The 22,411-nt window shown below is 48.3% G+C and carries 27 protein-coding genes and 7 pseudogenes; 28 read left to right on the top strand and 6 right to left on the bottom strand.

Annotated features, from left to right (window positions below):
• Positions 1-3: 3 nt before the first annotated feature.
• The 22 genes and pseudogenes from rpsC to KHX94_RS07585 all read left to right on the top strand — a co-directional run bounded on the left by rpsC (position 4) and on the right by KHX94_RS07585 (position 11,553).
• The gene (rpsC, locus tag KHX94_RS07690; protein WP_212595108.1) at positions 4-696 is read left to right on the top strand and encodes a 30S ribosomal protein S3; all 693 of its coding nucleotides are present in this window, start codon (positions 4-6) and stop codon (positions 694-696) included.
• Positions 697-707: 11 nt separating this feature from the next.
• The gene (rplP, locus tag KHX94_RS07685; protein ID WP_133040241.1) at positions 708-1,118 is read left to right on the top strand and encodes a 50S ribosomal protein L16; all 411 of its coding nucleotides are present in this window, start codon (positions 708-710) and stop codon (positions 1,116-1,118) included.
• The gene (rpmC, locus tag KHX94_RS07680; RefSeq protein ID WP_011758342.1) at positions 1,118-1,309 is read left to right on the top strand and encodes a 50S ribosomal protein L29; all 192 of its coding nucleotides are present in this window, start codon (positions 1,118-1,120) and stop codon (positions 1,307-1,309) included. The genes rplP and rpmC overlap by 1 nt, the downstream gene beginning before the upstream one ends.
• Positions 1,309-1,557, top strand: a complete 249-nt coding sequence (gene rpsQ, locus KHX94_RS07675) for a 30S ribosomal protein S17 (protein ID WP_212595110.1) — start codon at positions 1,309-1,311, stop codon at positions 1,555-1,557. Before rpmC ends, rpsQ begins: the two co-directional genes overlap by 1 nt.
• Positions 1,558-1,732: 175 nt before the next feature.
• Positions 1,733-2,101 (top strand): 50S ribosomal protein L14, encoded by a 369-nt coding sequence (gene rplN / locus KHX94_RS07670; protein ID WP_011715463.1) that lies wholly within the window; start codon positions 1,733-1,735, stop codon positions 2,099-2,101.
• An 11-nt stretch (positions 2,102-2,112) separates the two neighbouring features.
• Positions 2,113-2,427, top strand: coding sequence for a 50S ribosomal protein L24 (gene rplX, locus KHX94_RS07665; protein WP_213682962.1), 315 nt, complete (start codon positions 2,113-2,115; stop codon positions 2,425-2,427).
• A 12-nt stretch (positions 2,428-2,439) separates the two neighbouring features.
• Positions 2,440-2,979, top strand: a complete 540-nt coding sequence (rplE, locus tag KHX94_RS07660; RefSeq protein ID WP_213682961.1) for a 50S ribosomal protein L5 — start codon at positions 2,440-2,442, stop codon at positions 2,977-2,979.
• An 11-nt stretch (positions 2,980-2,990) separates the two neighbouring features.
• A complete protein-coding gene (gene rpsN / locus KHX94_RS07655; RefSeq protein ID WP_213682960.1) occupies positions 2,991-3,296 on the top strand; it encodes a 30S ribosomal protein S14 in 306 nt (101 codons plus the stop codon).
• Between the two features lie 24 nt (positions 3,297-3,320).
• A pseudogene (gene rpsH, locus KHX94_RS07650) lies at positions 3,321-3,715 on the top strand (30S ribosomal protein S8).
• Positions 3,716-3,725: 10 nt separating this feature from the next.
• Positions 3,726-4,259, top strand: a complete 534-nt coding sequence (rplF, locus tag KHX94_RS07645; RefSeq protein WP_213682959.1) for a 50S ribosomal protein L6 — start codon at positions 3,726-3,728, stop codon at positions 4,257-4,259.
• An 11-nt stretch (positions 4,260-4,270) separates the two neighbouring features.
• Positions 4,271-4,621 (top strand): 50S ribosomal protein L18, encoded by a 351-nt coding sequence (gene rplR, locus KHX94_RS07640; RefSeq protein WP_213682958.1) that lies wholly within the window; start codon positions 4,271-4,273, stop codon positions 4,619-4,621.
• Positions 4,622-4,633: 12 nt separating this feature from the next.
• Positions 4,634-5,137: a 30S ribosomal protein S5 gene (gene rpsE / locus KHX94_RS07635; protein ID WP_133040249.1), complete on the top strand. Its 504-nt coding sequence runs from the start codon at positions 4,634-4,636 to the stop codon at positions 5,135-5,137.
• Between the two features lie 6 nt (positions 5,138-5,143).
• A complete protein-coding gene (gene rpmD / locus KHX94_RS07630) occupies positions 5,144-5,326 on the top strand; it encodes a 50S ribosomal protein L30 (protein WP_213682957.1) in 183 nt (60 codons plus the stop codon).
• A 3-nt stretch (positions 5,327-5,329) separates the two neighbouring features.
• On the top strand, positions 5,330-5,764 hold the full coding sequence (gene rplO / locus KHX94_RS07625; protein WP_213682956.1) for a 50S ribosomal protein L15: 435 nt from the start codon (positions 5,330-5,332) through the stop codon (positions 5,762-5,764).
• A 7-nt stretch (positions 5,765-5,771) separates the two neighbouring features.
• Entirely contained in the window at positions 5,772-7,112 is a 1,341-nt protein-coding gene (gene secY / locus KHX94_RS07620) for a preprotein translocase subunit SecY (protein WP_213682955.1), read from the top strand.
• 22 nt (positions 7,113-7,134) lie between these two features.
• Positions 7,135-7,248 carry a 50S ribosomal protein L36 gene (rpmJ, locus tag KHX94_RS07615; protein WP_212595121.1) on the top strand — a complete coding sequence of 38 codons (114 nt, stop codon included), beginning with the start codon at positions 7,135-7,137 and terminating at the stop codon, positions 7,246-7,248.
• Between the two features lie 114 nt (positions 7,249-7,362).
• Positions 7,363-7,719, top strand: a complete 357-nt coding sequence (gene rpsM / locus KHX94_RS07610; RefSeq protein ID WP_133040252.1) for a 30S ribosomal protein S13 — start codon at positions 7,363-7,365, stop codon at positions 7,717-7,719.
• Between the two features lie 14 nt (positions 7,720-7,733).
• Positions 7,734-8,126: a 30S ribosomal protein S11 gene (gene rpsK / locus KHX94_RS07605; RefSeq protein ID WP_133040253.1), complete on the top strand. Its 393-nt coding sequence runs from the start codon at positions 7,734-7,736 to the stop codon at positions 8,124-8,126.
• Between the two features lie 32 nt (positions 8,127-8,158).
• Positions 8,159-8,779: a 30S ribosomal protein S4 gene (gene rpsD, locus KHX94_RS07600; RefSeq protein WP_213682954.1), complete on the top strand. Its 621-nt coding sequence runs from the start codon at positions 8,159-8,161 to the stop codon at positions 8,777-8,779.
• A gap of 24 nt (positions 8,780-8,803) precedes the next feature.
• The gene (locus KHX94_RS07595) at positions 8,804-9,793 is read left to right on the top strand and encodes a DNA-directed RNA polymerase subunit alpha (protein WP_212595124.1); all 990 of its coding nucleotides are present in this window, start codon (positions 8,804-8,806) and stop codon (positions 9,791-9,793) included.
• 40 nt (positions 9,794-9,833) lie between these two features.
• Positions 9,834-10,232 carry a 50S ribosomal protein L17 gene (gene rplQ, locus KHX94_RS07590; protein WP_213682953.1) on the top strand — a complete coding sequence of 133 codons (399 nt, stop codon included), beginning with the start codon at positions 9,834-9,836 and terminating at the stop codon, positions 10,230-10,232.
• A gap of 93 nt (positions 10,233-10,325) precedes the next feature.
• Positions 10,326-11,553, top strand: a protein-coding gene (locus tag KHX94_RS07585) for an IS3 family transposase (RefSeq protein ID WP_213682952.1) whose coding sequence is annotated in 2 segments (ribosomal slippage) — positions 10,326-10,672 and positions 10,671-11,553 — 1,230 coding nt in all. Because the reading frame shifts where the segments join, the coding sequence is not laid out codon by codon here.
• Between the two features lie 48 nt (positions 11,554-11,601).
• Here KHX94_RS07585 and KHX94_RS07580 read toward each other — a convergent pair.
• A pseudogene (locus KHX94_RS07580) lies at positions 11,602-12,464 on the bottom strand (YicC/YloC family endoribonuclease).
• Between the two features lie 171 nt (positions 12,465-12,635).
• Between KHX94_RS07580 and rph the strand changes: the two are divergent.
• Together rph and pyrE are read left to right on the top strand one after the other, a co-directional pair.
• Positions 12,636-13,349 (top strand): ribonuclease PH, encoded by a 714-nt coding sequence (gene rph / locus KHX94_RS07575; RefSeq protein WP_213682951.1) that lies wholly within the window; start codon positions 12,636-12,638, stop codon positions 13,347-13,349.
• A 52-nt stretch (positions 13,350-13,401) separates the two neighbouring features.
• Positions 13,402-14,043, top strand: a complete 642-nt coding sequence (gene pyrE / locus KHX94_RS07570; RefSeq protein WP_213682950.1) for an orotate phosphoribosyltransferase — start codon at positions 13,402-13,404, stop codon at positions 14,041-14,043.
• 224 nt (positions 14,044-14,267) lie between these two features.
• Here pyrE and folE read toward each other — a convergent pair.
• The 5 genes and pseudogenes from folE to coaBC all read right to left on the bottom strand — a co-directional run bounded on the left by folE (position 14,268) and on the right by coaBC (position 19,367).
• Positions 14,268-14,910 (bottom strand): annotated as a pseudogene (gene folE / locus KHX94_RS07565) (GTP cyclohydrolase I FolE).
• Positions 14,911-15,117: 207 nt separating this feature from the next.
• Positions 15,118-17,027 (bottom strand): annotated as a pseudogene (locus KHX94_RS07560) (alpha/beta hydrolase family protein).
• A 106-nt stretch (positions 17,028-17,133) separates the two neighbouring features.
• Positions 17,134-17,724: a nucleoid occlusion factor SlmA gene (gene slmA, locus KHX94_RS07555; RefSeq protein WP_213682949.1), complete on the bottom strand. Its 591-nt coding sequence runs from the start codon at positions 17,722-17,724 to the stop codon at positions 17,134-17,136.
• A 14-nt stretch (positions 17,725-17,738) separates the two neighbouring features.
• Positions 17,739-18,196, bottom strand: a pseudogene (dut, locus tag KHX94_RS07550) (dUTP diphosphatase).
• Positions 18,197-18,198: 2 nt separating this feature from the next.
• Positions 18,199-19,367 (bottom strand): annotated as a pseudogene (gene coaBC / locus KHX94_RS07545) (bifunctional phosphopantothenoylcysteine decarboxylase/phosphopantothenate--cysteine ligase CoaBC).
• Positions 19,368-19,523: 156 nt separating this feature from the next.
• On the opposite strand from coaBC, the gene radC reads away from it, so the two are divergent.
• The 4 genes and pseudogenes from radC (at position 19,524) to argA (ending at position 22,331) form a co-directional block, all read left to right on the top strand.
• Positions 19,524-20,201: a RadC family protein gene (gene radC, locus KHX94_RS07540; RefSeq protein ID WP_213682948.1), complete on the top strand. Its 678-nt coding sequence runs from the start codon at positions 19,524-19,526 to the stop codon at positions 20,199-20,201.
• Positions 20,202-20,325: 124 nt separating this feature from the next.
• Complete coding sequence (rpmB, locus tag KHX94_RS07535; protein WP_028769274.1) at positions 20,326-20,562, top strand: 50S ribosomal protein L28; 237 nt, start codon at positions 20,326-20,328, stop codon at positions 20,560-20,562.
• A gap of 6 nt (positions 20,563-20,568) precedes the next feature.
• The gene (gene rpmG / locus KHX94_RS07530; protein ID WP_213682947.1) at positions 20,569-20,742 is read left to right on the top strand and encodes a 50S ribosomal protein L33; all 174 of its coding nucleotides are present in this window, start codon (positions 20,569-20,571) and stop codon (positions 20,740-20,742) included.
• A gap of 270 nt (positions 20,743-21,012) precedes the next feature.
• Positions 21,013-22,331 (top strand): annotated as a pseudogene (gene argA, locus KHX94_RS07525) (amino-acid N-acetyltransferase).
• Positions 22,332-22,411: the final 80 nt, after the last annotated feature.

Raw genomic sequence — 22,411 nt, 5'->3', positions numbered from 1 at the left:
GCAATGGGACAGAAAGTACATCCTAATGGTATCCGTCTGGGTATCACTAAGCCTTGGATCTCTACCTGGTATGCTGATAAGGCTGATTATGCAGCCAATCTGCAAGGCGACTGGGAAGTGCGTAAGTTTCTCGAAGAGAAACTGAAAGCTGCATCAGTATCCAAGATTGTTATTGAACGCCCAGCGAAAAGCATCCGCGTTACTATTCACACTGCCCGTCCAGGCGTAGTGATTGGTAAAAAGGGTGAAGACGTTGAAGTGTTGCGTGCCGAAGTTGCCAAGATTGCCGGTGCACCAGCGCAGATTAACATCGCTGAGATCCGTAAGCCTGAACTAGACGCCAAACTGGTTGCTGACTCTATTGCACAGCAGCTGGAACGCCGTGTTATGTTCCGTCGCGCCATGAAGCGTGCGGTACAGAACGCTATGCGTCTGGGCGCTAAAGGTATCAAAGTTGAAGTTAGCGGCCGTCTGGGCGGCGCTGAGATTGCGCGTTCCGAGTGGTATCGTGAAGGTCGCGTACCTTTGCATACACTGCGTGCTGATATCGATTACGCTACTTCTGAAAGTCACACCACTTACGGTGTGATCGGTGTGAAAGTCTGGGTCTTCAAAGGTGAAGTTCTGGATGGCATCGTACCTCAGACAGTAGAAGAACCGAAGCAGCAACCTAAGCGCAAACCTCGTGGTAAATAGGAGAGCCGGTAATGCTGCAACCTAAACGTACTAAGTTTCGCAAAATGTTTAAAGGCCGTAACCGCGGCCTAGCGAACGGCACCGACGTTAGCTTCGGTTCTTTCGGTTTGAAAGCTGTGGGCCGTGGTCGTTTGACTGCCCGTCAGATTGAAGCCGCTCGTCGTGCTATGACACGTGCTGTTAAGCGTCAAGGACAAATCTGGATCCGGGTTTTCCCTGACAAACCTATTACCTCTAAGCCTCTTGAAGTGCGTATGGGTAAAGGTAAGGGTAACGTTGAATACTGGGTATGCCAGATTCAGCCAGGTAAGGTTCTCTATGAGATCGGTGGCGTTCCGGAAGAGCTGGCACGCGAAGCTTTCGCGCTGGCTGCTGCCAAGTTGCCTATCAAGACAACCTTTGTAACTAAAACGGTGATGTAATGAAAGCGAGCGAACTGAGAGAAAAAAGCGTTGAAGAACTGAACGCTGAACTACTTGGTCTGCTGCGTGAGCAGTTTAACCTGCGTATGCAACACGCCACTGGTCAGCTGGCTCAAACACACCAGCTGAAGCAGGTGCGCCGTAACATCGCGCGCGTTAAGACCATTATTACTTCTAAGGCAGGTGCATAATGTCTGAGAAAATCCGTACTTTACAGGGTAAAGTGACCAGCAACAAAATGGACAAGTCCATCACTGTTGCCGTTGAGCGTCAGGTAAAACACCCAATCTACGGTAAGTACGTAAAACGTACTACTAAGATCCATGCACATGACGAAACCAACCAGTGCAATGAAGGCGATATCGTCACTATTCGTGAATGTCGCCCGCTGTCTAAGACTAAGTCTTGGACGCTGGTTGAAGTAGTGAGCAAAGCCTAAGTTTTTCTTAGGTAAACGTAAACGGCCCCATCCGGGGCCGTTTGTATTTTAGCACTATCCATCTCTAATCAATGGTGTTATACTTGCGCGCCCTTTTTGAGCGATTCTCGTTGCCAAAAATGGTGAAAAATGCCCCATGGTGGGGATGTGATGTAACGATAGCGGAGCACTTAAAATGATCCAAATGCAATCAACTCTGGATGTCGCATGTAATAGCGGCGCTCGCAGAGTTCAGTGTATTAAGGTCTTGGGTGGCTCTCATCGTCGTTATGCCGGTATCGGCGACATCATCAAAGTTTCTGTAAAGGAAGCGATTCCTCGCGCTAAAGCGAAGAAAGGTGATGTGTATAACGCGGTGGTAGTCCGTACTAAGAAAGGCGTACGTCGTCCAGACGGTTCTGTCATTCGCTTCGATCGGAATGCAGCTGTTCTTTTGAACAACAACCTGCAGCCGATTGGTACTCGTATCTTTGGACCTGTGACACGTGAACTGCGCTCCGAGCAATTCATGAAGATTGTGTCGCTGGCACCAGAAGTACTGTAAGGAGCTTCAAAATGGCAGCAAAAATCCGTCGTGAAGACGAAGTAGTCGTACTGGCCGGTAAAGACAAGGGTAAGCGCGGTAAAGTTACCCAGGTTCTGCCTACTGGCAAGTTGATTGTTGAAGGCGTTAACGTCATCAAGAAACACCAGAAACCTAACCCACAGTTAGGCGTTACCGGTGGTATTGTTGAAAAAGAAGCGCCGATTCAAGCATCTAATGTTGCGATCTTTAACCCTGCTACAGGCAAGGCAGATCGTGTTGGTTTCCGATTTGAAGATGGCAAAAAAGTCCGTTTCTTTAAATCGAACAGTGAACTCGTTAAGTAATCGGAGTAAACGATGGCGAAACTGCATGATAAGTACAAAGAGACTGTTATCGCTGAACTGACCAAGAAGTTCGGTTATTCCAGTGTCATGCAAGTCCCTCGGATTGAGAAAATCACCCTGAACATGGGTGTAGGCGAAGCAGTTGCTGATAAAAAAGTCATGGAAAGTGCTGTCCGTGACATGACTGCTATTGCCGGTCAGAAACCCGTTGTAACTGTTGCTCGTAAATCAGTTGCCGGTTTCAAAATCCGTGAAGGCTACCCTATTGGTTGTAAAGTGACCCTGCGCGGCGAACGTATGTGGGAATTCCTTGAGCGATTGATTGATATCGCTATTCCCCGTATTCGTGACTTCCGTGGTCTGAGTTCAAAGTCATTTGACGGTCGCGGCAACTACGCTATGGGCGTACGTGAGCAGATCATCTTCCCAGAAATCGATTATGATAAAATCGATAAAATTCGCGGTATGGATATTGTTATCACTACCACAGCGAACACTGACGAAGAAGGTCGTGCTTTGTTGAACGCTTTTAACTTCCCATTCAAAAGATAAGGGGTAGCGTAATGGCAAAACAATCAATGAAAGCACGTGAAGTAAAGCGTGCCAAACTCGTGGCCAAGTACGCTGAAAAGCGTGCAGCGCTGAAGGTTATGATCGCAAGCCCAGCTACTTCTGATGAAGAGCGTTGGGATGCTGTCCTGAAGCTGCAAGCTTTACCACGTGATTCCAGCGCATCGCGTCAACGCAATCGCTGTAATCAAACTGGTCGCCCACATGGTTACCTGCGCAAGTTCGGCCTGAGCCGTATCAAGTTGCGTGAAGCCACCATGCGCGGTGAAGTTCCTGGTCTGCGTAAGGCCAGCTGGTAAGCCCTTGTCACGGAGTAAGCTAATATGAGCATGCAAGATCCTATTGCGGATATGTTAACCCGTATCCGTAACGGCCAAGCTGCTAACAAAGTATCTGTGAAGATGCCTTCCGCTAAGCTCAAAGTTGCGATTGCAAAAGTGCTGAAGGAAGAAGGTTATATCACTGACTACGCCGTAGCAGACGAAGGCAATAAGCCTGAACTGGAAGTTACTTTGAAGTATTTCCAGGGAAAACCCGTTGTTGAGACTATCCAGCGCGTAAGCCGTCCTGGTCTTCGTATTTACAAAGGTAAAGACGAATTGCCAAAAGTGATGGGCGGACTGGGTGTCGCAATTGTGTCCACTTCTAAAGGCCTGATGACTGATCGTGCCGCCCGCCTCGCAGCATGGGTGGTGAGGTTATCTGCTACGTAGCATAAGGAGCTAGGAATGTCTCGTGTAGCAAAAGCACCAGTCTCTATTCCTGCCGGCGTAGAGGTGACTTTAAAAGATCACAGCATTACCGTGAAAGGCGGTAAGGGCAGTCTGACTCGAGTAATCAACAGCGCTGTTAAAGTAGCCGTAGACAATGGCCATGTGACTTTTGGTCCTGTTGAAGGTTACGAAAACGCTTGGGCCCAGGCTGGTACAGCCCGTGCCTTGGTCAACAACATGGTTGTTGGTGTAACTCAAGGTTTTGAAAAGAAACTGAAACTTGTCGGTGTAGGTTATCGTGCCAAAGTAACTGGTAGCGACCTGGACCTGACTTTAGGTTTCTCTCATCCACTGGTTCACAAATTGCCAGCAGGCGTTACAGCTGAATGCCCAAGCCAGACTGACATCGTACTGAAAAGTATCGACAAAGAACTGGTAGGTCAGGTTGCGGCTGAAATTCGTGGTTATCGTCCACCAGAGCCTTATAAGGGCAAGGGTGTTCGCTACGATGACGAAAACGTACGCCGTAAAGAGGCTAAGAAGAAGTAAGGTAACGCGATATGGATAAGAAAACTTCTCGCTTGCGTCGTGCCACTCGCACCCGCAAGAAGATCCAAGAGCTGGGCGTTAACCGTCTGGTTGTACATCGTACACCGCGTCACATTTACGCTCAGGTAATCAACCCTGAAGCTCAGGTGGTTGCTGCTGCGTCTACCGTTGAAAATGCGGTAAAAGAGCAGCTGAAATATACCGGCAACGTAGATGCGGCAAAGGCAGTAGGCAAAGCTATTGCTGAACGCGCGATCGAGAAAGGTGTCACTGTGGTGGCTTTCGATCGTTCTGGTTTCAAGTATCACGGTCGTGTTGCTGCTCTGGCAGAAGCCGCTCGTGAAGCTGGCCTCCAGTTCTAAGGGGTTTACACAATGGCTAAAGTAGAAACTCAGCAGAAAGACGATCTGCAAGAAAAGCTGATTGCAGTCAATCGTGTTTCTAAAGTAGTTAAAGGTGGTCGTATCTTCAGTTTTACTGCACTGACAGTTGTGGGTGACGGTAACGGTAAGATCGGCTTCGGCTACGGTAAAGCGCGCGAAGTTCCAGCTGCTATTCAAAAAGCAATGGAAAAAGCCCGTCGCAGCATGGTTAACGTTGAACTACATGAAGGTACCTTGCACCATCCAGTGAAAGGCCGTCATTCAGGTTCTCGCGTATATATGCAACCTGCTTCTGAGGGTACCGGTATTATCGCCGGTGGCGCTATGCGTGCCGTATTGGAAGTAGCAGGCGTTCATAACGTTCTGTCAAAAGCATACGGCTCTACTAACCCGATCAACATCGTTCGTGCAACTGTAGATGCGCTGGTGAACATGAAGTCACCTGCACAGATCGCAGCTAAGCGTGGCCTGAATGTTGACGAAATTCGGGGGTAATGCACCATGGCTACTAAAACAATCAAAGTAACTCAGACTAAAAGTGCTATTGGTCGTTTGCCAAAGCACAGAGCAACCTTAACAGGTCTCGGTCTGCGTCGTATTGGTCACACAGTGGAACTGGAAGATACTCCAGCTATCCGCGGTATGATCAATAAGGTCTACTACATGGTAAAGGTGGAGGACTAATCAATGCGTCTGAATACTTTATCTCCAGCAGCGGGCTCTAAAGCCGCTGGCAAACGCGTAGGCCGTGGTATCGGTTCTGGTTTAGGTAAAACTGCTGGTCGCGGCCATAAAGGTCTTAAATCACGCAGTGGCGGCAAAGTCCGCATCGGTTTTGAAGGCGGTCAGATGCCGTTGAAAATCCGTTTGCCTAAATTTGGCTTTACCTCGCGTATCGCTATGGTAACTGCTGAAGTTCGCATCGGCGAACTGGCAAAAGTTAACGGTGATGTTGTCGACCTGAACGCACTGAAAGATGCGAATCTCATTACTCGCAACATCCAGTTTGCGAAAATTGTTCTTTCAGGTACCATTGAGCGCCCAGTGACCGTACGCGGTCTGAAGGTTACCAAAGGTGCACGTGCAGCTATTGAAGCTGCCGGTGGAAAGATCGAGGAATAATACGTCGATGGCAAAACCAGGACTTGATTTAAAAAGCGCGAAAGGTGGACTTTCTGAATTGAAAGCTCGCCTCCTGTTCGTGATTGGCGCAATTATTGTGTTCCGTGCCGGTTCCTTTGTGCCAATTCCTGGTATTGATGCCGCCGTATTGGCTGAGCTGTTTAATCAGCAGAAAGGCACCATCCTGGGCATGTTTAACATGTTCTCGGGTGGGGCCTTGTCCCGTGCGTCCATTTTTGCATTAGGGATCATGCCTTACATTTCGGCATCGATCATTATGCAGTTGTTGACAGTGGTGCATCCTGCACTTGCTGAACTGAAAAAGGAAGGCGAGTCAGGACGTAAAAAAATCAGTCAATATACCCGATGGGGCACATTGATTTTAGCTACGTTCCAATCTATTGGTATCGCAACAGGGTTGCCAAACCTGGTCTCCGGCCTGGTCGTTAACCCAGGTTTTGGTTTTTACTTTGTTGCGGTTATCAGTTTAGTCACTGGCACCATGTTCCTGATGTGGCTTGGTGAACAGATTACTGAACGTGGTATTGGCAACGGTATCTCAATCCTGATTTTTGCGGGGATTGTGGCCGGCTTGCCAAAAGCTATTGGACAAACTGCTGAACAGGCTCGTCAAGGCGACTTGAACGTATTGGTATTGCTGTTAATTGGTGTGATTGTCTTTGCCGTCACTTATTTTGTGGTGTTTGTAGAACGTGGTCAGCGCCGTATTGTCGTTAACTACGCTAAGCGCCAGCAAGGCCGTAAGGTGTTTGCTGCACAATCTACTCACTTACCGCTGAAAGTGAACATGGCTGGGGTTATCCCACCAATTTTTGCGTCCAGCATAATTTTGTTCCCGGGTACACTGGCTCAGTGGTTCGGACAAAATCCAGCATTGTCATGGTTGAGTGATTTCTCTCTGGCCGTGTCTCCTGGACAGCCGCTGTACTCATTATTGTATGCGGCAGCAATTATTTTCTTCTGTTTCTTCTATACCGCGTTGGTGTTTAATCCACGCGAAACAGCGGATAACCTGAAGAAAAGCGGTGCGTTCATTCCAGGGATCCGTCCCGGCGAACAAACTTCGCGTTACATTGATAAAGTGATGACCCGCCTGACTTTGGCCGGTGCGTTGTATATCACCTTTATCTGTTTAATTCCGGAGTTCATGCTAATCACTTGGAAGGTACAGTTCTATTTTGGCGGTACCTCACTACTGATTATGGTAGTGGTGATCATGGACTTCATGGCTCAGGTTCAGACCCATATGATGTCTCATCAATATGAGTCTGTGATGAAGAAAGCTAACCTAGTGACTAAAGCGAATTTCGATCGCTTCGGTCGTTAAGATAGCTTTACGGAGTGATGAAATGAAAGTTCGAACTTCCGTGAAGAAGATCTGCCGTAATTGCAAGATCGTCAAGCGTAACGGCGTTGTTCGCGTCATTTGTGTTGAACCAAAACACAAACAGCGTCAAGGCTAATGAAACCCGGCCAGTCCATTTGCGACTGGCCATTAAAATTTGTTTGCAAATTAGTCATCTGTTGAGTATCCTATCGGGCTTTTCACAGATGGCCTTTAACTTAAGGAGTGCATAGTGGCCCGTATCGCTGGCATTAACATTCCTGATCAGAAGCACGCAGTCATCGCTTTGACTGCCATCTACGGTATCGGTCGTACCCGCGCTAAAGCTATTTGCGCGGCTACTTCAATTGCCGAAGACGCAAAGATCAAGGAATTGAGCGACGCTCAAATCGATACCCTACGCGAAGAAGTTGCCAAATACACTGTAGAAGGTGACTTGCGACGCGAAGTTTCTATGAACATCAAGCGTCTAATGGACCTTGGTTGTTATCGTGGTCTTCGCCATCGTCGTAGCCTGCCTGTTCGTGGGCAACGTACTAAGACCAATGCGCGTACCCGCAAAGGTCCACGTAAACCAATTAAGAAGTAACGGGAAGGTAGACAATGGCTAAAGTTCCGTCACGTTCTCCGCGCAAGCGCGTACGTAAACAGGTTGCGGATGGCATGGCTCATATCCATGCTTCTTTTAACAACACAATCGTAACTATCACAGACCGTCAAGGTAATGCTTTGGCTTGGGCAACTGCCGGTGGTTCAGGTTTCCGTGGTTCACGTAAATCTACTCCATTCGCAGCTCAGGTTGCTGCTGAGCGCGCAGGTACTGCTGCTCAGGATTACGGTGTTAAGCACCTTGAAGTTTTCGTGAAGGGTCCAGGTCCAGGTCGTGAATCAGCCATTCGTGCGCTGAACGCTGTTGGTTATAAAATTACCAACATCACTGATGTGACGCCTATCCCTCATAACGGTTGTCGTCCTCCTAAAAAACGCCGCGTGTAATGGCGATTCATTAGGAAAGTTGGAGAAAGATCATGGCAAGATACTTGGGTCCCAAGCTCAAGCTCAGCCGTAGGGAAGGTACAGACCTGTTCCTGAAAAGCGGTGTGAGAGCAATCGATTCGAAGTGTAAGCTGGAAACAGCACCTGGACAGCATGGCGCACGTAAGCCACGTCTGTCTGATTATGGTTTGCAGCTGCGTGAGAAACAAAAAGTTCGTCGTATTTACGGTGTGTTGGAAAAGCAATTCCGTAACTATTACAAAGAAGCTGCACGTCTGAAAGGCAACACTGGTGAAAACCTGTTGCAACTTCTGGAAGCCCGTCTGGATAACGTTGTTTATCGTATGGGTTTCGGCGCGACTCGTGCAGAAGCACGTCAGCTGGTTAGCCATAAGTCAATTATGGTAAACGGTCGTGTTGTTAACATTCCGTCATTCAAAGTGTCTGCGAATGATGTGGTAAGCGTGCGTGAAAAGTCTCAGAAGCAAGCTCGTATTAAGGCTGCTCTGGAAGTGGCTGGTCAACGCGAAAAGCCTACCTGGATTGAAGTCGACAGCGCAAAAATGGAAGGTGCATTCAAGCGCCTGCCAGAACGTAGCGATTTGTCTGCGGAAATTAACGAACAGCTGATCGTCGAGCTTTACTCTAAGTAAGGCTAACTAACAAGAGAGGACACAATGCAGGGTTCTGTTACAGAATTTCTTAAACCGCGTCTCGTAGATATCGAGCAGGTTAACCCAACTCGTGCCAAGGTAACACTAGAGCCGCTGGAACGTGGTTTTGGTCACACTTTAGGTAACGCGTTGCGTCGCATCCTATTGTCGTCTATGCCCGGCTGCGCGGTTACCGAAGTCGAGATCGACGGTGTACTGCACGAATACAGCAGTAAGGAAGGCGTACAAGAAGATATCCTCGAGATATTGCTAAACCTTAAAGGGTTGGCGGTTATCATTGAGGGTAAAGACGAGGCTTTGCTCACCCTGAGCAAAACCGGCGCAGGCCCTGTTACCGCTGCAGACATCACCCATGATGGTGATGTGACAATCGTAAATCCTGATCACGTTATCTGTCATCTGACAGGTAATCACGGCATCAGCATGCGTATTCGTGTTGAACGTGGTCGTGGTTATGTGCCGGCTTCTGCCCGCGCTCAGACCGAGGAAGACGATCGTCCTATCGGCCGTTTGCTGGTCGATGCTTCTTTCTCACCTGTTGAACGCATCGCCTACAATGTAGAAGCGGCCCGTGTTGAACAGCGTACAGACCTGGATAAACTGGTTATCGATATGACCACTAACGGTACTATCGATCCTGAAGAAGCGATTCGTCGTTCTGCGACCATTCTGGCTGAACAGCTGGATGCGTTTGTAGAATTGCGTGATGTTTCTGAACCAGAGAAGAAAGAAGAAAAACCGGAATTCGATCCGATTTTGTTGCGTCCTGTCGACGATTTAGAGCTCACTGTACGTTCGGCTAACTGTCTGAAAGCCGAAGCGATTCATTACATCGGTGATCTAGTACAACGTACAGAAGTTGAGTTGCTGAAAACGCCTAACCTGGGTAAGAAATCACTTACCGAGATCAAAGACGTATTGGCTTCTCGCGGACTTTCTTTGGGTATGCGTCTGGAAAACTGGCCTCCAGCTAGTTTAGCAGATGACCTGTAAGTCTATGACTTGTACAGATTTAGGTTATAAGGATTAAGTCATGCGCCATCGTAAGAGTGGTCGTCAACTTAACCGCAACAGCAGCCACCGCCAGGCCATGTTCCGTAACATGGCTAGCTCACTGGTTCGTCACGAAATCATCGTGACGACTCTGGTGAAGGCAAAAGAACTGCGTCGCGTAGTTGAACCTTTGATTACACTTGCTAAGAGTGACAGCGTTGCAAATCGTCGTCTGGCGTTTGCCCGCACCCGCGACGAAGACGTCGTTGGTAAATTGTTTAACGAACTGGGTCCTCGTTACCTGGAACGTCAGGGTGGTTACACCCGTATCCTGAAATGTGGTCTGCGTACTGGTGATAAAGCCCCTATGGCTTATATCGAGCTGGTAGGTCGTCCAGAAACTGCTGAAGTTGTAGAAGCCGAAGCAGCTGCTGAATAAGCGGTATCAGGTTGAGAAAGCCGGGCAATTGCCCGGCTTTTTGTTGCCTACTTGTCCCGTCCTGGAATATGTTGACATAAAGAGGACTTCTTTATGGCGACATCAACTAACTCAAGCCGTAAGCGCACGCAACGTGATTACACCTTAGCCTTTAAATTAGGTGTCGTAGAGCGTGTCGAAAAAGGCGAAATGACGTACAAACAAGCCCAGCAGCGCTTTGGCATTCAGGGCAAGACAACCGTACTCGTTTGGCTCAGAAAGCATGGTAGACTCGATTGGTCGAAACCTTTTCAGCATCCCCTTATGCCTAATTCAAAAGAAACCCCAGCACAAACTATCAAGCGCCTTGAGCGTGAGCTAGCCGAAGAGAAACTGCGTAACCAAATCCTCAATGGTATGGTCGATATCATGGATAATGAATACGGAGCTGGTTTAAGAAAAAGTACTTATCCGGTATGTCTGGCAAGCCAAAACCCAAAGAGAAATAAACTTAGCCGCAGCATGTCGTGCAGCCAGTATTTCAAGGCAAAGTGTCTATCAAGCAGTAGCTCGAATGGAAAGCCGAAGAGCTGAACTATCGGTCATCAAAGACTGGGTTCTGTACTGGCGTAAATATATGCCGAGGTTAGGGACGCGTAAGCTCTATTCGTTGATAAAGCCCAAGTTGGTTGAACATGATATTAAACTGGGGAGAGACGGTTTTTTTACCTATTTGAGGCGTGAAGGTTTACTGGTTAAACCCAAGAAAAGCTACACAAAAACCACATTTAGCAAGCACTGGATGAAAAAGCATCCTAACTTACTGAAAGTGGAAGGGCTGCATGATGCAGAGCATGTGTTGGTCAGCGATATCACCTATCTTGAGTCAGACCAAGGCGTGCACTATTTGTCACTGGTTACCGATGCCGTATCACGCAAAATAGTCGGTCATCACTTGAGTACAGACATGAAAGCAGACGGTGTGGTGAAAGCGCTGAAAATGGCGGTTAGGGATAAGCGCTATATCGCTAATGCAGTGTATCACTCAGACCGGGGAGTGCAATATTGCTCAGCCGTTTATCAGGATGAACTGATAGCGAACCATATTCAGCCGTCAATGACAGACGGTTATGATTGCTATCAAAATGCACTAGCGGAAAGAGTCAATGGCATACTGAAGCAAGAGTTTTTCCTGTATCGATGTAAAACGCTGGAAGAGCTGAAGATAGTTGTTCGAGAATCGATAGCGATATATAACGAAATGAGACCGCACCTGAGTTTAGATATGGCAACCCCCAACCAGGTGCACAATAGAAAAGGCCAGCTACGGGAGCTGGCCTAAAAACTGTCAACCTATCTTAGGACGGGACAACTTGCCGCTGTTTTTCTGTTATTCAACATTCTGGATCTGCTCGCGCATCTGTTCGATTAATACTTTTAATTCAACGGCGGCTGCGGTGGTTTCGGTGCTGATTGATTTGGAGGCAAGCGTGTTAGATTCACGGTTGAATTCTTGCATCATAAAGTCGAGGCGGCGGCCTTCGGCTCCACCTTTTTCAGAATGCGGCGTGCTTCTTTCACGTGCGCCTCTAAGCGATCCATTTCTTCTGCTACATCTAGTTTCTGGGCGGTTAGCACCATCTCTTGTTCGATGCGCATAGGATCAAGCTCGCCTTTGACTTCTGCTAGGCGGCTGGTGAGTTTTTCTCTTTGCCATTCAATGACCTTGGGCATTTGCTCGCGGACGATAGCGATCTGTTGTTCTACGCCTTCCAGACGGCTAAGAAGCATGGCGTTAATTGCTTCGCCTTCACGGGCTCTGGCTTCGATAAATTGATCAATCGCACCGTCAAACGCTGCTAACAGTTCGGTGCCAATGGCATCCATATCTTGCTCTTGTGCTGCGATAACGCCTGGCCAACGTAAAATATCCAGTAACTCAAGGCGACCCTCGCTGGCCTCGTCTTTTACCCATTGTGCCGCTTTTAGCAGTTGTCGGGCTAAGTCTTCATTGAGTGTCAGCTGATTGTCTTGCTCGCCTTTAAGTTCATAACGCAAGTTGACTTCTACTTTGCCACGGTTAAGCCGCTGCCGCAGTTTGTCCCGTAGAATCGGCTCTAGGCTACGCAACTGTTCCGGTAGGCGCAGGTAGGTTTCCAGATAACGCTGGTTGACGGAACGAATTTCCCAGGACGCATTGCCCCAGGCTGCTTTATGCTCAACGCGGGCATAGGCGGTCATACTGTGGATCATGAAAGTATCCCGTAAGTCAGTTGTGACGATAAAGCCTTGATTATAGACATCTGCAACCAGGGGTTAAAGGAAACTCCGTCATAATCACAAGCTGGTACCAGATCCAGCGTAGCACTCCTAGGTATCAGGTCCTATAATAGGCGCCACATTTATTAGATTCAGGAAGTTGTTATGCGCCCCAGCACCAGAACACCGGCTCAAATCCGTCCGGTAACTATTACCCGTCAATATACTGCTCATGCTGAAGGCTCAGTGTTGGTTGAGTTTGGCAATACCAAAGTATTGTGTACTGCGAGTTTTGAAGAAGGCGTGCCGCGTTTTCTGAAGGGGCAAGGGCAGGGCTGGGTGACTGCTGAATATGGTATGTTGCCGCGTTCAACCCATAGCCGTATGGATCGTGAAGCCGCCCGGGGCAAACAGTCTGGTAGAACTCAAGAGATCCAGCGACTGATTGGTCGTTCGCTGCGGGCTGCGGTTGATATGAAACTGCTGGGCGAAAACACTATTGTTATCGACTGTGATGTGATCCAGGCCGATGGTGGCACCAGAACAGCGGCAATTACCGGTGGTTGTGTGGCGTTGGTTGATGCGCTGAATTGGGCGCGCGCTAAAGGTGTCATTAAGACGAATCCGCTTAAGTTCCTGATCGCTGCCGTGAGCGTGGGTATCTTTGATGGTGAACCTGTGTGCGATCTGGAATACGTGGAAGACAGCGCTGCCGAGACCGATATGAATGTGGTCATGACCGAAACCGGTAAGATTGTGGAAGTACAGGGCACCGCAGAAGGTGAACCTTTTAGTCATGAAGAATTAGCGAGCTTGCTGGAATTAGCCAAACATGGCATTCGCGAAATTGTTGACGTGCAGAAAGCCGCATTAAGTTAAAAACAATACGGATAACCAAGTACCCTACCAACCTTACATAACAGGAACTGACGTGAAAGCCTATCAGCGAGAGTTTATTGAATTTGCCTTACAACGTAATGTGCTGCGTTTTGGTGAGTTCACTTTGAAATCTGGTCGTAACAGCCCCTATTTTTTCAATGCTGGATTATTTAATACCGGTGGCGATCTCGCGCGTTTAGGGCGTTTTTATGCGGCGGCTTTAGTTGATGCAGGCATTGAATACGATCTGTTGTTTGGCCCGGCATATAAAGGTATCCCCATCGCTACAACCACGGCGGTGGCATTAGCTGAACATCATGGTATCGATATCCCCTACTGTTTTAATCGTAAAGAAAAGAAAGATCACGGTGAGGGTGGCAACCTAGTCGGTAGTGACCTTAAAGGTAAGGTGATGCTGGTTGATGATGTGATTACGGCGGGTACCGCAATCCGTGAATCCATGGAGATTATTCAGGCCAATGGTGCATCGCTGGCAGGGGTGTTAATTGCTTTGGATCGCCAGGAAAAAGGCCGCAGTGAATTATCGGCAATTCAGGAAGTCGAGCGTGATTTTGGCTGTCATATTGTGGCGATAATTAAGTTGGCGGATCTAATCGCTTACCTTAGCGAGCAACCGGGCATGGAAAGCGAACTGGCGGCCGTTCAAGCTTACCGTCAGCAATATGGGATATAAGTGTTACTAAAAGCCTAGGCAAGTCCTAGGTGTTGCTGTCATAACCTTATTACAAGGTCTGAGTCGCAAGCCGTAAGCGTCGATGATACAGAAGCGGCCATAAACCGTTATTAGGTGGATGGTCGCTCCACCGACTCAATAAAAAACTAAAGGCCCGATTAACGGGCCTTTGGCAACCAACCTCTACCTGGGATAGCTATTTCATTTTCCCCAGAACGTTAACTTCAGGGATGTAAAAACTCAGCCCTTGTCGCTGGATTGGACTTGAACACCCCCTAAGGCGGTGGTGGTGGTTGAGCTGGTGGAATCCATAACGCCCCTGGCTTTAACACAGTAATGCACGGCATCAATTTTTACCGCGACATCTTTGGTTTCTAGCAATGCTTGCAGCGCGACTAACACCTGTTGTGTCAGGCGTTCCTGTACTTGTGGTCGCTGGGAAAAGAAACGCACGATTCGGTTGATTTTGGATAATCCGATAATTTTTTTACGTGGCAGGTAGGCGATGGTGGCTGTGCCATCAATGGTCACCAAGTGGTGCTCACAGGTACTGGTCAGGCTGATATCCTGTACGCGTACCATTTCATCGAACCCCATTTTGTTATCGATAACCGTGATTTTTGGAAAATTCGCGTAATCCAGTCCAGAGAAAATTTCATCGACATACATTTTAGCAATACGTTTGGGGGTATCGGCCAGACTGTCATCGGTCAGATCCAACGACATCAGTTGCAGAATATCTCGAATGTGCCCTTCAATTTTGCTCTTACGTTCGTCATTACTCAAATGGCAAGGCACCATGGGGGTTTCCAGTCCTTTCTCCAGTAATGCTGCCTGCACGGTTTTTGCTGCTTCTGATAACGCCATTTAAAGTTCTCCTGTGCAGATATCAGTGGAACATTTGCTGCACATCACGGCGGTTGTGATATGTCTCACATTATATCGGGATGCAGAGGATACCGCCATTGGCGGCAATTTCATACAACAGCGGTTATTCCGTCTGTGTTATCTGCTGAAGTTATGGCATGAGTCACGGGACCGTTAAACAACTTGCCAGCACTTCAGCCGCTAGCATTATGGTTTAAGGTTATCGTTCAGAAAGCCCAGTAATCGCTGGTAAAATGCCGCGCGGTCACTGTCCCGATAAAAACCATGACCTTCATCATCAATGACCATTTTCTCATAGGGATAATGCTGTTGTTTCAGCGCATTCTCCAGTGCTTCAAATTGCTCTATGGGAGCACGTTCGTCATTGCCGCCGTGAACGAGCAGTAGTTTCGCTTTAAGCTTATTCACATGACGTGCTGGTGACATCGCTTGCAAGGTTTGGGGATCGTCCCCCAACACTTGTTTTAAATAACTGACCCCAGAGTCAGATTTTTGCACATCACCTTCAGTGAACATCATCGGTAAATCATAGACTCCGGCTTCACCAACGGCACATTTGAACAGATCGGGTGCTAGTTCCGCACTCTGTAGCGCGCTATAGCCGCCAAAACTGGCGCCGACAATACAGACACGGTTCTTATCGGCAATACCTTGGTCGATGAGATAATGCGTGGCATCGATGATGTCGTGCTGAATCGCATTTCCCCATTGTTGATAGCCCGCAATCTGGAATGCATCACCATAACCACCAGAACCGCGGTAGTTGACCTGTAGCACAGCGTAGCCATGGGCGGCTAGAAATTGATTTTGTGGAATAAATTCCCAGTAATCACGAACATAATGAGGACCACCATGTGGATTGACGATTAATGGCAGTGATTTTGGTGGCTTATTAAATGGTAAGGTCAGAAACGCTTGGATCTCTAATCCATCTCTTGCCTTAATATTCAGTGGCTGTACTTCTGCCATTTTTGCAGGATCGATGCCTTCCATGACTTTAAGCAGCGGACGCAACTGCCGTTGTTGTGGGGTGTACAGATAGTAGGTTCCAGGATCCCGGTCATTGAAGGCCAAAATCACCAGTTTTTCCCCATGGCGATCTTCACTGACAATACGAACCTGATAACCAGGCAGGCTTTGTAGCAGTTGTTTTAGGTATTGGCTGCGAGGATCCTCTGGACTAACAAAGGAATAGGCGGGATAACCATTCTCAAACTCTACCGCATACAATTGACGACTTTGGGAATTGATCCAGAAATGACTCGGATCAACTTTAGGATCACTGACAATTTTTTGCTTTTCACCTGTAGCTAAATTGACTCGAAATACGCTGTCGGGTTCTCCTTGTTCGTTAGCGATGGCATAGATACTGTTGTTATCGGTGGCAAATGAAACCGGCTGGAAATGGTTCAGATGTAATTGCTTACTACTGACCCAATCGCCATCGTGACGATAAAATACCTGGGTGTCATTGTTGCTGTCTTCACCAACGGCGATACGAACATCGCCACTAGTGTCAGTGAGAAATCGGGCATTGCCTATGGGCGCTGTGGTAAGCCGTTGTCTGATGCCTCGGTAAACATCGACCCGGTAAACATCTTTTAGAATATCGGCGGTTAGCCGGGCATGGTTGCCCCAAGGGATGGCACTGACCAGCATATAACGCTCATCATCGGGCAACGGATCTAAGATGTAGGCCGTAGCGTTAATAGCGGTATTTTTTGGATATGGGAGCCAGCCTGTTGCTCTGCTGAAGCATAACCAAACAGGTAAGTGGCTTTTTTACCGTCAGCATTAACGGCCATCAATTCGCCATAATACTGTGGTTGTGCATCCCAGCCTTTAAGATATTCTTTAGCGAGGACTAGACGCTCATCATTGACCCACGCATAGTCTCCTACTTGAGCATTCCCCGCAAAAAATACCGAATGCAGCAGTTTCATGTTTTCGGTATTAAAAATCAGCAGACGTTTCTTGCCTTCGTGTTTCATTTTGACGGCCAGATAATCGCCCCCTGGAGAGATTCTTACCTCAGAGAATGTGGCGCCTTTGCTGAATAGTACTGCTGAGTCTGAGATTTCAGTCGCATCAACCATTGGCACGATAGCTAACAGTCCGACGATAAATAACCGATACCATTTCTTCATAGAACTTCCTTGTGAGGATATTGCTCAGAAGGCAAACTTTTGCCTTTATTACTCATTAACTTTGCAGCAATTGTTTCTGAATGAACTGCCACTGCTCGTCAAAGTATTGGGTGGGCTTTTGCTGAAACTCGCTGCGGACAAATTGCGCAATATGACCTTCCGCAACTGCCAGTAGCATATTGGCTAGAACCCCTTCGTCAATATGGAATTTCTGACCTTCCCGTAGCGATTTTTCACGCAAGATCTGCTTCAGATGCGTTTCGAATTTAGCAAAAATTTGGTTCACTCGTTCCCGTAACCGCTCGTGCTCACCCAGTAGTGCATCACCATTGAGTAAGCGTGAAATACCGGGATTACGTTCAGCAAATACCAGTAACAACTGCAACATCAACTGGCAGCGACGCATGGTATCTTTTTCTTCGGTCATGATCAGGTTGGCGCGCGACAATAAGGACTCTTCGATAAATTCGATAAGTCCTTCAAACATGCGGGCTTTACTGGGAAAATGGCGGTAAAGTGCCGCTTCAGAAACGCCCACTTCAGACGCTAGTTTGGCGGTGGTAATCCGTTGTCCAGGATTGGTTTCCAACATCTGCGCCAAACATTGCAGGATATGATCCCGGCGGTTAATTTTTTCTTTGGTCATTATTACTCCGGAGTTTACTTGGTACCGGAGTGCCCAAAACCGCCTTCGCCACGGTCAGACGCGGCAAATTCGTCTACCACAGTAAATTGCGCTTGCACCACAGGCACAAATACCAGTTGTGCCAGACGGTCACCGATCTCGATCTGGAAGGGTTTATCACTACGGTTCCAACAGGACACCATTAGCGGCCCTTGATAGTCGGAATCAATCAGCCCCACTAGATTACCTAACACGATACCGTGTTTATGGCCGAGGCCGGAGCGGGGCAGAATAACCGCTGCTAATGCAGGGTCTGCCACATGCACCGCAATACCGGTTGGGATTAGCACGGTTTGCCCGGGGGCAATTGTTAGCGGTGCTTCAAGCATGGCGCGTAGATCCATGCCGGCACTACCGCTGGTGGCGTAAGCCGGCAAGGGAATTCATTGCCAATGCGGCCATCAAGAATTTTCAGTTCGATCGGTGTTTTCATGGTTAGTTTTTGTAGTTAGCAATTAGCGTCAATAATTGGTTGGCAAGGCTCAGTTTATCGGTGGCTGGCAGTTCGTGACAGCTATCTTTTGTAAATACTTTTAGCGCATTGTTGTTGGCGTTAAAGCCTTGTCCGATGATAGAAACATCATTGGCTGCGATCATATCCAAATGTTTTCGCTGGAGTTTATCCAGTGCATATTGCTCTAGGTTATGAGTCTCCGCCGCAAACCCTACGGTAAATGGTCTGGTGGTCTGTGCTGCCACGGTTGCCAGAATATCGGGATTCCTAACGAGCTGCAGTTGCATGGTGTCTTGGGTTTTCTTAATTTTATTCTCAGCCGGATTGACCGCGCGATAGTCTGCTACCGCCGCACAGCCTATAAATATCTGCTGTCCTGGCAGTTGTGCCATCACGGCATCAAACATCTGTTGCGCTGATTCCACATCAATACGCCGCACGCCAGCGGGGTAGGCAGATTTACCGGCCCGGCAATCAGCGTTACCTCTGCGCCCATGGACGCCGCCGCGGATGCCAGAGCAAAGCCCATCTTGCCGGAGCTGTGGTTAGAAATATAACGCACCGGATCGATGGCTTCTCGGGTCGGACCTGCCGTCAGCAGGAGCTTTTGCCCTTGTAACAGCGGCGTGGCGAAAAAGTGTTCGGCAAGCGTAGCGATCTCTAACGGTTCTAACATGCGACCGGGGCCAACTTCACCACAAGCCTGACTCCCAACACCCGGCCCCCAAAGGGTAACGCCTCTACTGGCTAATGTGTTGAGATTGTCTTGTGTCGCGGGATGTTGATACATCTGCTGGTTCATCGCCGGACACACAGCCAACGGCGCAGCGGTGGCAAGTGCAATCGTAGTGATGAGTTCATCTGCCATCCCGGCCCGGAAACGCGCCAGCAGGTTAGCGGTGGCTGGGGCAACGATATAAAGATCTGCCCAACGCGCCAGCTCAATGTGGCCCATTCCCGCTTCAGCTGTCGGATCCAGTAAATCAGTTGCCACCGGATTGCCGGATACCGCTTGTAACGTTAGTGGCGTGATGAATTGGGTGGCACTGGCGCTCATGACCACTCTGACATCGGCTCCACGTTCTTTGAGACGGCGCACCAGATCAGCACTTTTATAAGCGGCGATACCACCACCAATACCCAACAGGATTTTTGTGCATCAGGCTCATAGCTAGATTCGACTTGGCGGAGATAAGTGGCGCTAAACATACCATAAAGCATACGGCGTGTCGTAGTCGCGGGTTGGAAAAGTTAGACCATACTTAACCGACAATGGATAGCGGTGATGTGTGGAAAGGAGCCCACAATGGCGATAAGAGACTGGCCGGAAGGTGAAGGCCCTCGTGAAAAAATGTTGCAACACGGTGCTGGTGGACTTAGTGACGCAGAGCTGCTGGCGGTATTGTTACGCAGTGGCTTGCCGGGACAGAATGCTGTGGATATGGCGCGGGAAATGCTGCTCGCTTTTGGGTCGTTGCGGCAATTATTGGCCGCGCCCGTAGAACAGGTTTGTCGTTTACCCGGTATCGGGCCGGTAAAATTTGCCCAGTTACAGGCTGCTGCTGAGATTTCCCGCAGAATTTCGCGAGAAAAGCTGCAAAGAGGGACGGTTTTGACAAATCCTGATTTAACTCGTGACTATTTAATGCGACAATTGGCAGACCGAGCCTACGAAGTGTTTGCCGTATTATTGCTGGACAGCCAGCACAGGGTGATCCAGTTCGTTGAACTGTTTCGGGGAACACTTGATGCCGCTTCTGTTTATCCGCGAGAAGTCGTGCGTCTGGTGTTGGAAAAGCAGGCTGCAGCGGTCATTGTTTGCCATAATCATCCGTCTGGCGTGGCTGAACCCAGCTTGGCGGATCGGCGAATTACCGAGCGATTAAAAAACGCGCTGACAACTATTGATGTTCCCTTATTGGATCATATGGTTGTGGGCGATTGTGAGATAGTTTCATTCGCAGAGCGGGGATGGTTGGAATGATCACTGGCTTGATCTTTATCCAATTATCTAGTATAACATGCGCCCTCTCATTGTGCCTCGGGCGACGGCCATACGGGGTACATGAATGCTCGAGCGTTAGAAATTGTTTTTGGAGAAGATTGACATGTCTAGAGTATGCCAAGTTACTGGCAAGCGTCCAATGGTTGGTAACAATCGTTCGCACGCGAAAAACGCAACGCGTCGTCGTTTCTTGCCTAACCTGCAGAACCATCGTTTCTGGTTAGAAGACGAAAAGCGTTTTGTTCAATTGCGCGTTTCTACTAAGGGTATGCGCATTATCGACAAGAAAGGTATCGAAGTCGTTGTCGCTGAACTTCGTGCCCGTGGCGAAAAGGTGTAATAGAAAATGGCTAAAAGTAAAGGCAACCGCGAAAAGATCAAACTGGTATCTAGCGCTAAGACTGGTCACTTCTACACTACTGACAAGAACAAGCGTAACATGCCAGAGAAAATGGAGATCAAGAAATTTGATCCCGTGATCCGTCAGCACGTTATCTACAAAGAAGCTAAAATCAAGTAATTGCTTTTATGCCGAATGCTGAAAAGCCCTTTGACAATTGTCGAAGGGCTTTTTTGTTATGGGACAGAAAACACGCAACAACTGCGTGAATATTGTAAGATCCCCTTGTTTGTCAGCCTGTTGTCATATCGTGTCGGTATAACTAAATACAGACTGTTTAGAATGAAAATAAATGCTTTTAAAGTGAATTAAAATGCATTAGCATGACGCGCAACACATGCCATCAGCATGTTTTTCTTTTTATCGCTACTGTAAGAGGCAAAACACAAGGTGCGTACCACTGAATTGGTTGACTCCTTTCGTCACTCGGCTCCCTACGTCAATGCCCATCGGGGTAAGACTTTTGTGGTGATGCTCGGTGGTGAAGCTGTTGCCCACGGAATGTTCCGTTCAATTATTAACGATGTAGCTTTGCTGCATAGTTTAGGGATAAAAGTGGTACTGGTTTATGGCGCCAGACCGCAAATTGATGCTGCATTAGCGCAGAATGATATTCAACCTGCCTATCATAATGGTGTGCGTATCACCGATGAAAGCACGCTTAAGATCATTAAGCAGGTAGCCGGTTCGCTACAGTTTGATATTACTGCCCGCTTGTCTATGAGCCTTTCCAACACCCCAATGCAGGGCGCGCAAATCAATGTGGTGAGTGGTAACTTTGTTATCGCTCAGCCGTTGGGGGTTGATAATGGCGTGGACTTTTGTCTGTCTGGTAAAGTCCGCCGTATCGATAGCCAAGGCTTAAAGCGTTTACTCGATACTGGTGGTATTGTCCTGATGGGGCCTATTGCAGCGTCAGTGACAGGTGAAAGCTTCAATTTAACCGCAGAAGAAGTTGCCACCCATGTTGCCATTAAGCTCAAGGCTGACAAAATCATTGGCTTTTCTTCCCGTCATGGCATTGAAGATGAATTTGGCGAAGTTATTGCTGAACTGATGCCGAACGATGCACAGAAAATGCTCACTCAATTGGCTGAACAGGAAGATGTGGATCGTGGCACATTGGCATTTCTGAAAGCCAGTATTGATGCTAGCCGCGCTGGGGTTCCGCGTTGCCACCTAGTCAGCTACGAAGAAGACGGGGCGTTATTGCAAGAGCTGTTTACCCGTGAAGGCATCGGGACTCAAATTGTTACTGAGAGTGCCGAGCGTTTACGCCGGGCTTCAATTGCCGATATCGGCGGTATCCTCAATCTTATCCGGCCGCTGGAAGAGCAAGGGGTATTGGTGCGCCGTTCCCGTGAACAACTGGAGCGGGAGATTGAGCAGTTCATGGTGATTGAGCGTGATGGCCTGATCATCGGCTGTGCGGCGTTATATCCGTTTGAAGAAGATAATGCTGGTGAATTTGCTTGCCTGGTGGTGCACCCAGATTATCGGGACGCTGACCGTGGCAGCCTGCTGTTGAAGAACATCATTAACCAAGCCAAAGTCCGCGGGTATGCCCATCTGTTTGCATTGACCACCCGCAGTATTCACTGGTTCTTGGAACATGGCTTTGAGATGGTAGACGTTGAAGCCTTACCGCAGAAGAAAAACAGCTGTATAACTATCAGCGACGTTCAAAAATTTTACGTTTGGAACTCTGATAGTGAAGCCCGGCAAACGCCGGGCTTTGTTTTGGGCGAAAGAAAATATTGACATATTATGTCGGTGTGGCTAAAAATAA

It is taken from the genome of Shewanella dokdonensis (assembly GCF_018394335.1).
GTDB lineage: Bacteria > Pseudomonadota > Gammaproteobacteria > Enterobacterales > Shewanellaceae > Shewanella > Shewanella dokdonensis.
Note: the sequence above shows the minus strand (reverse complement) of the source record. Positions and strands in the feature narration are given on the sequence as shown.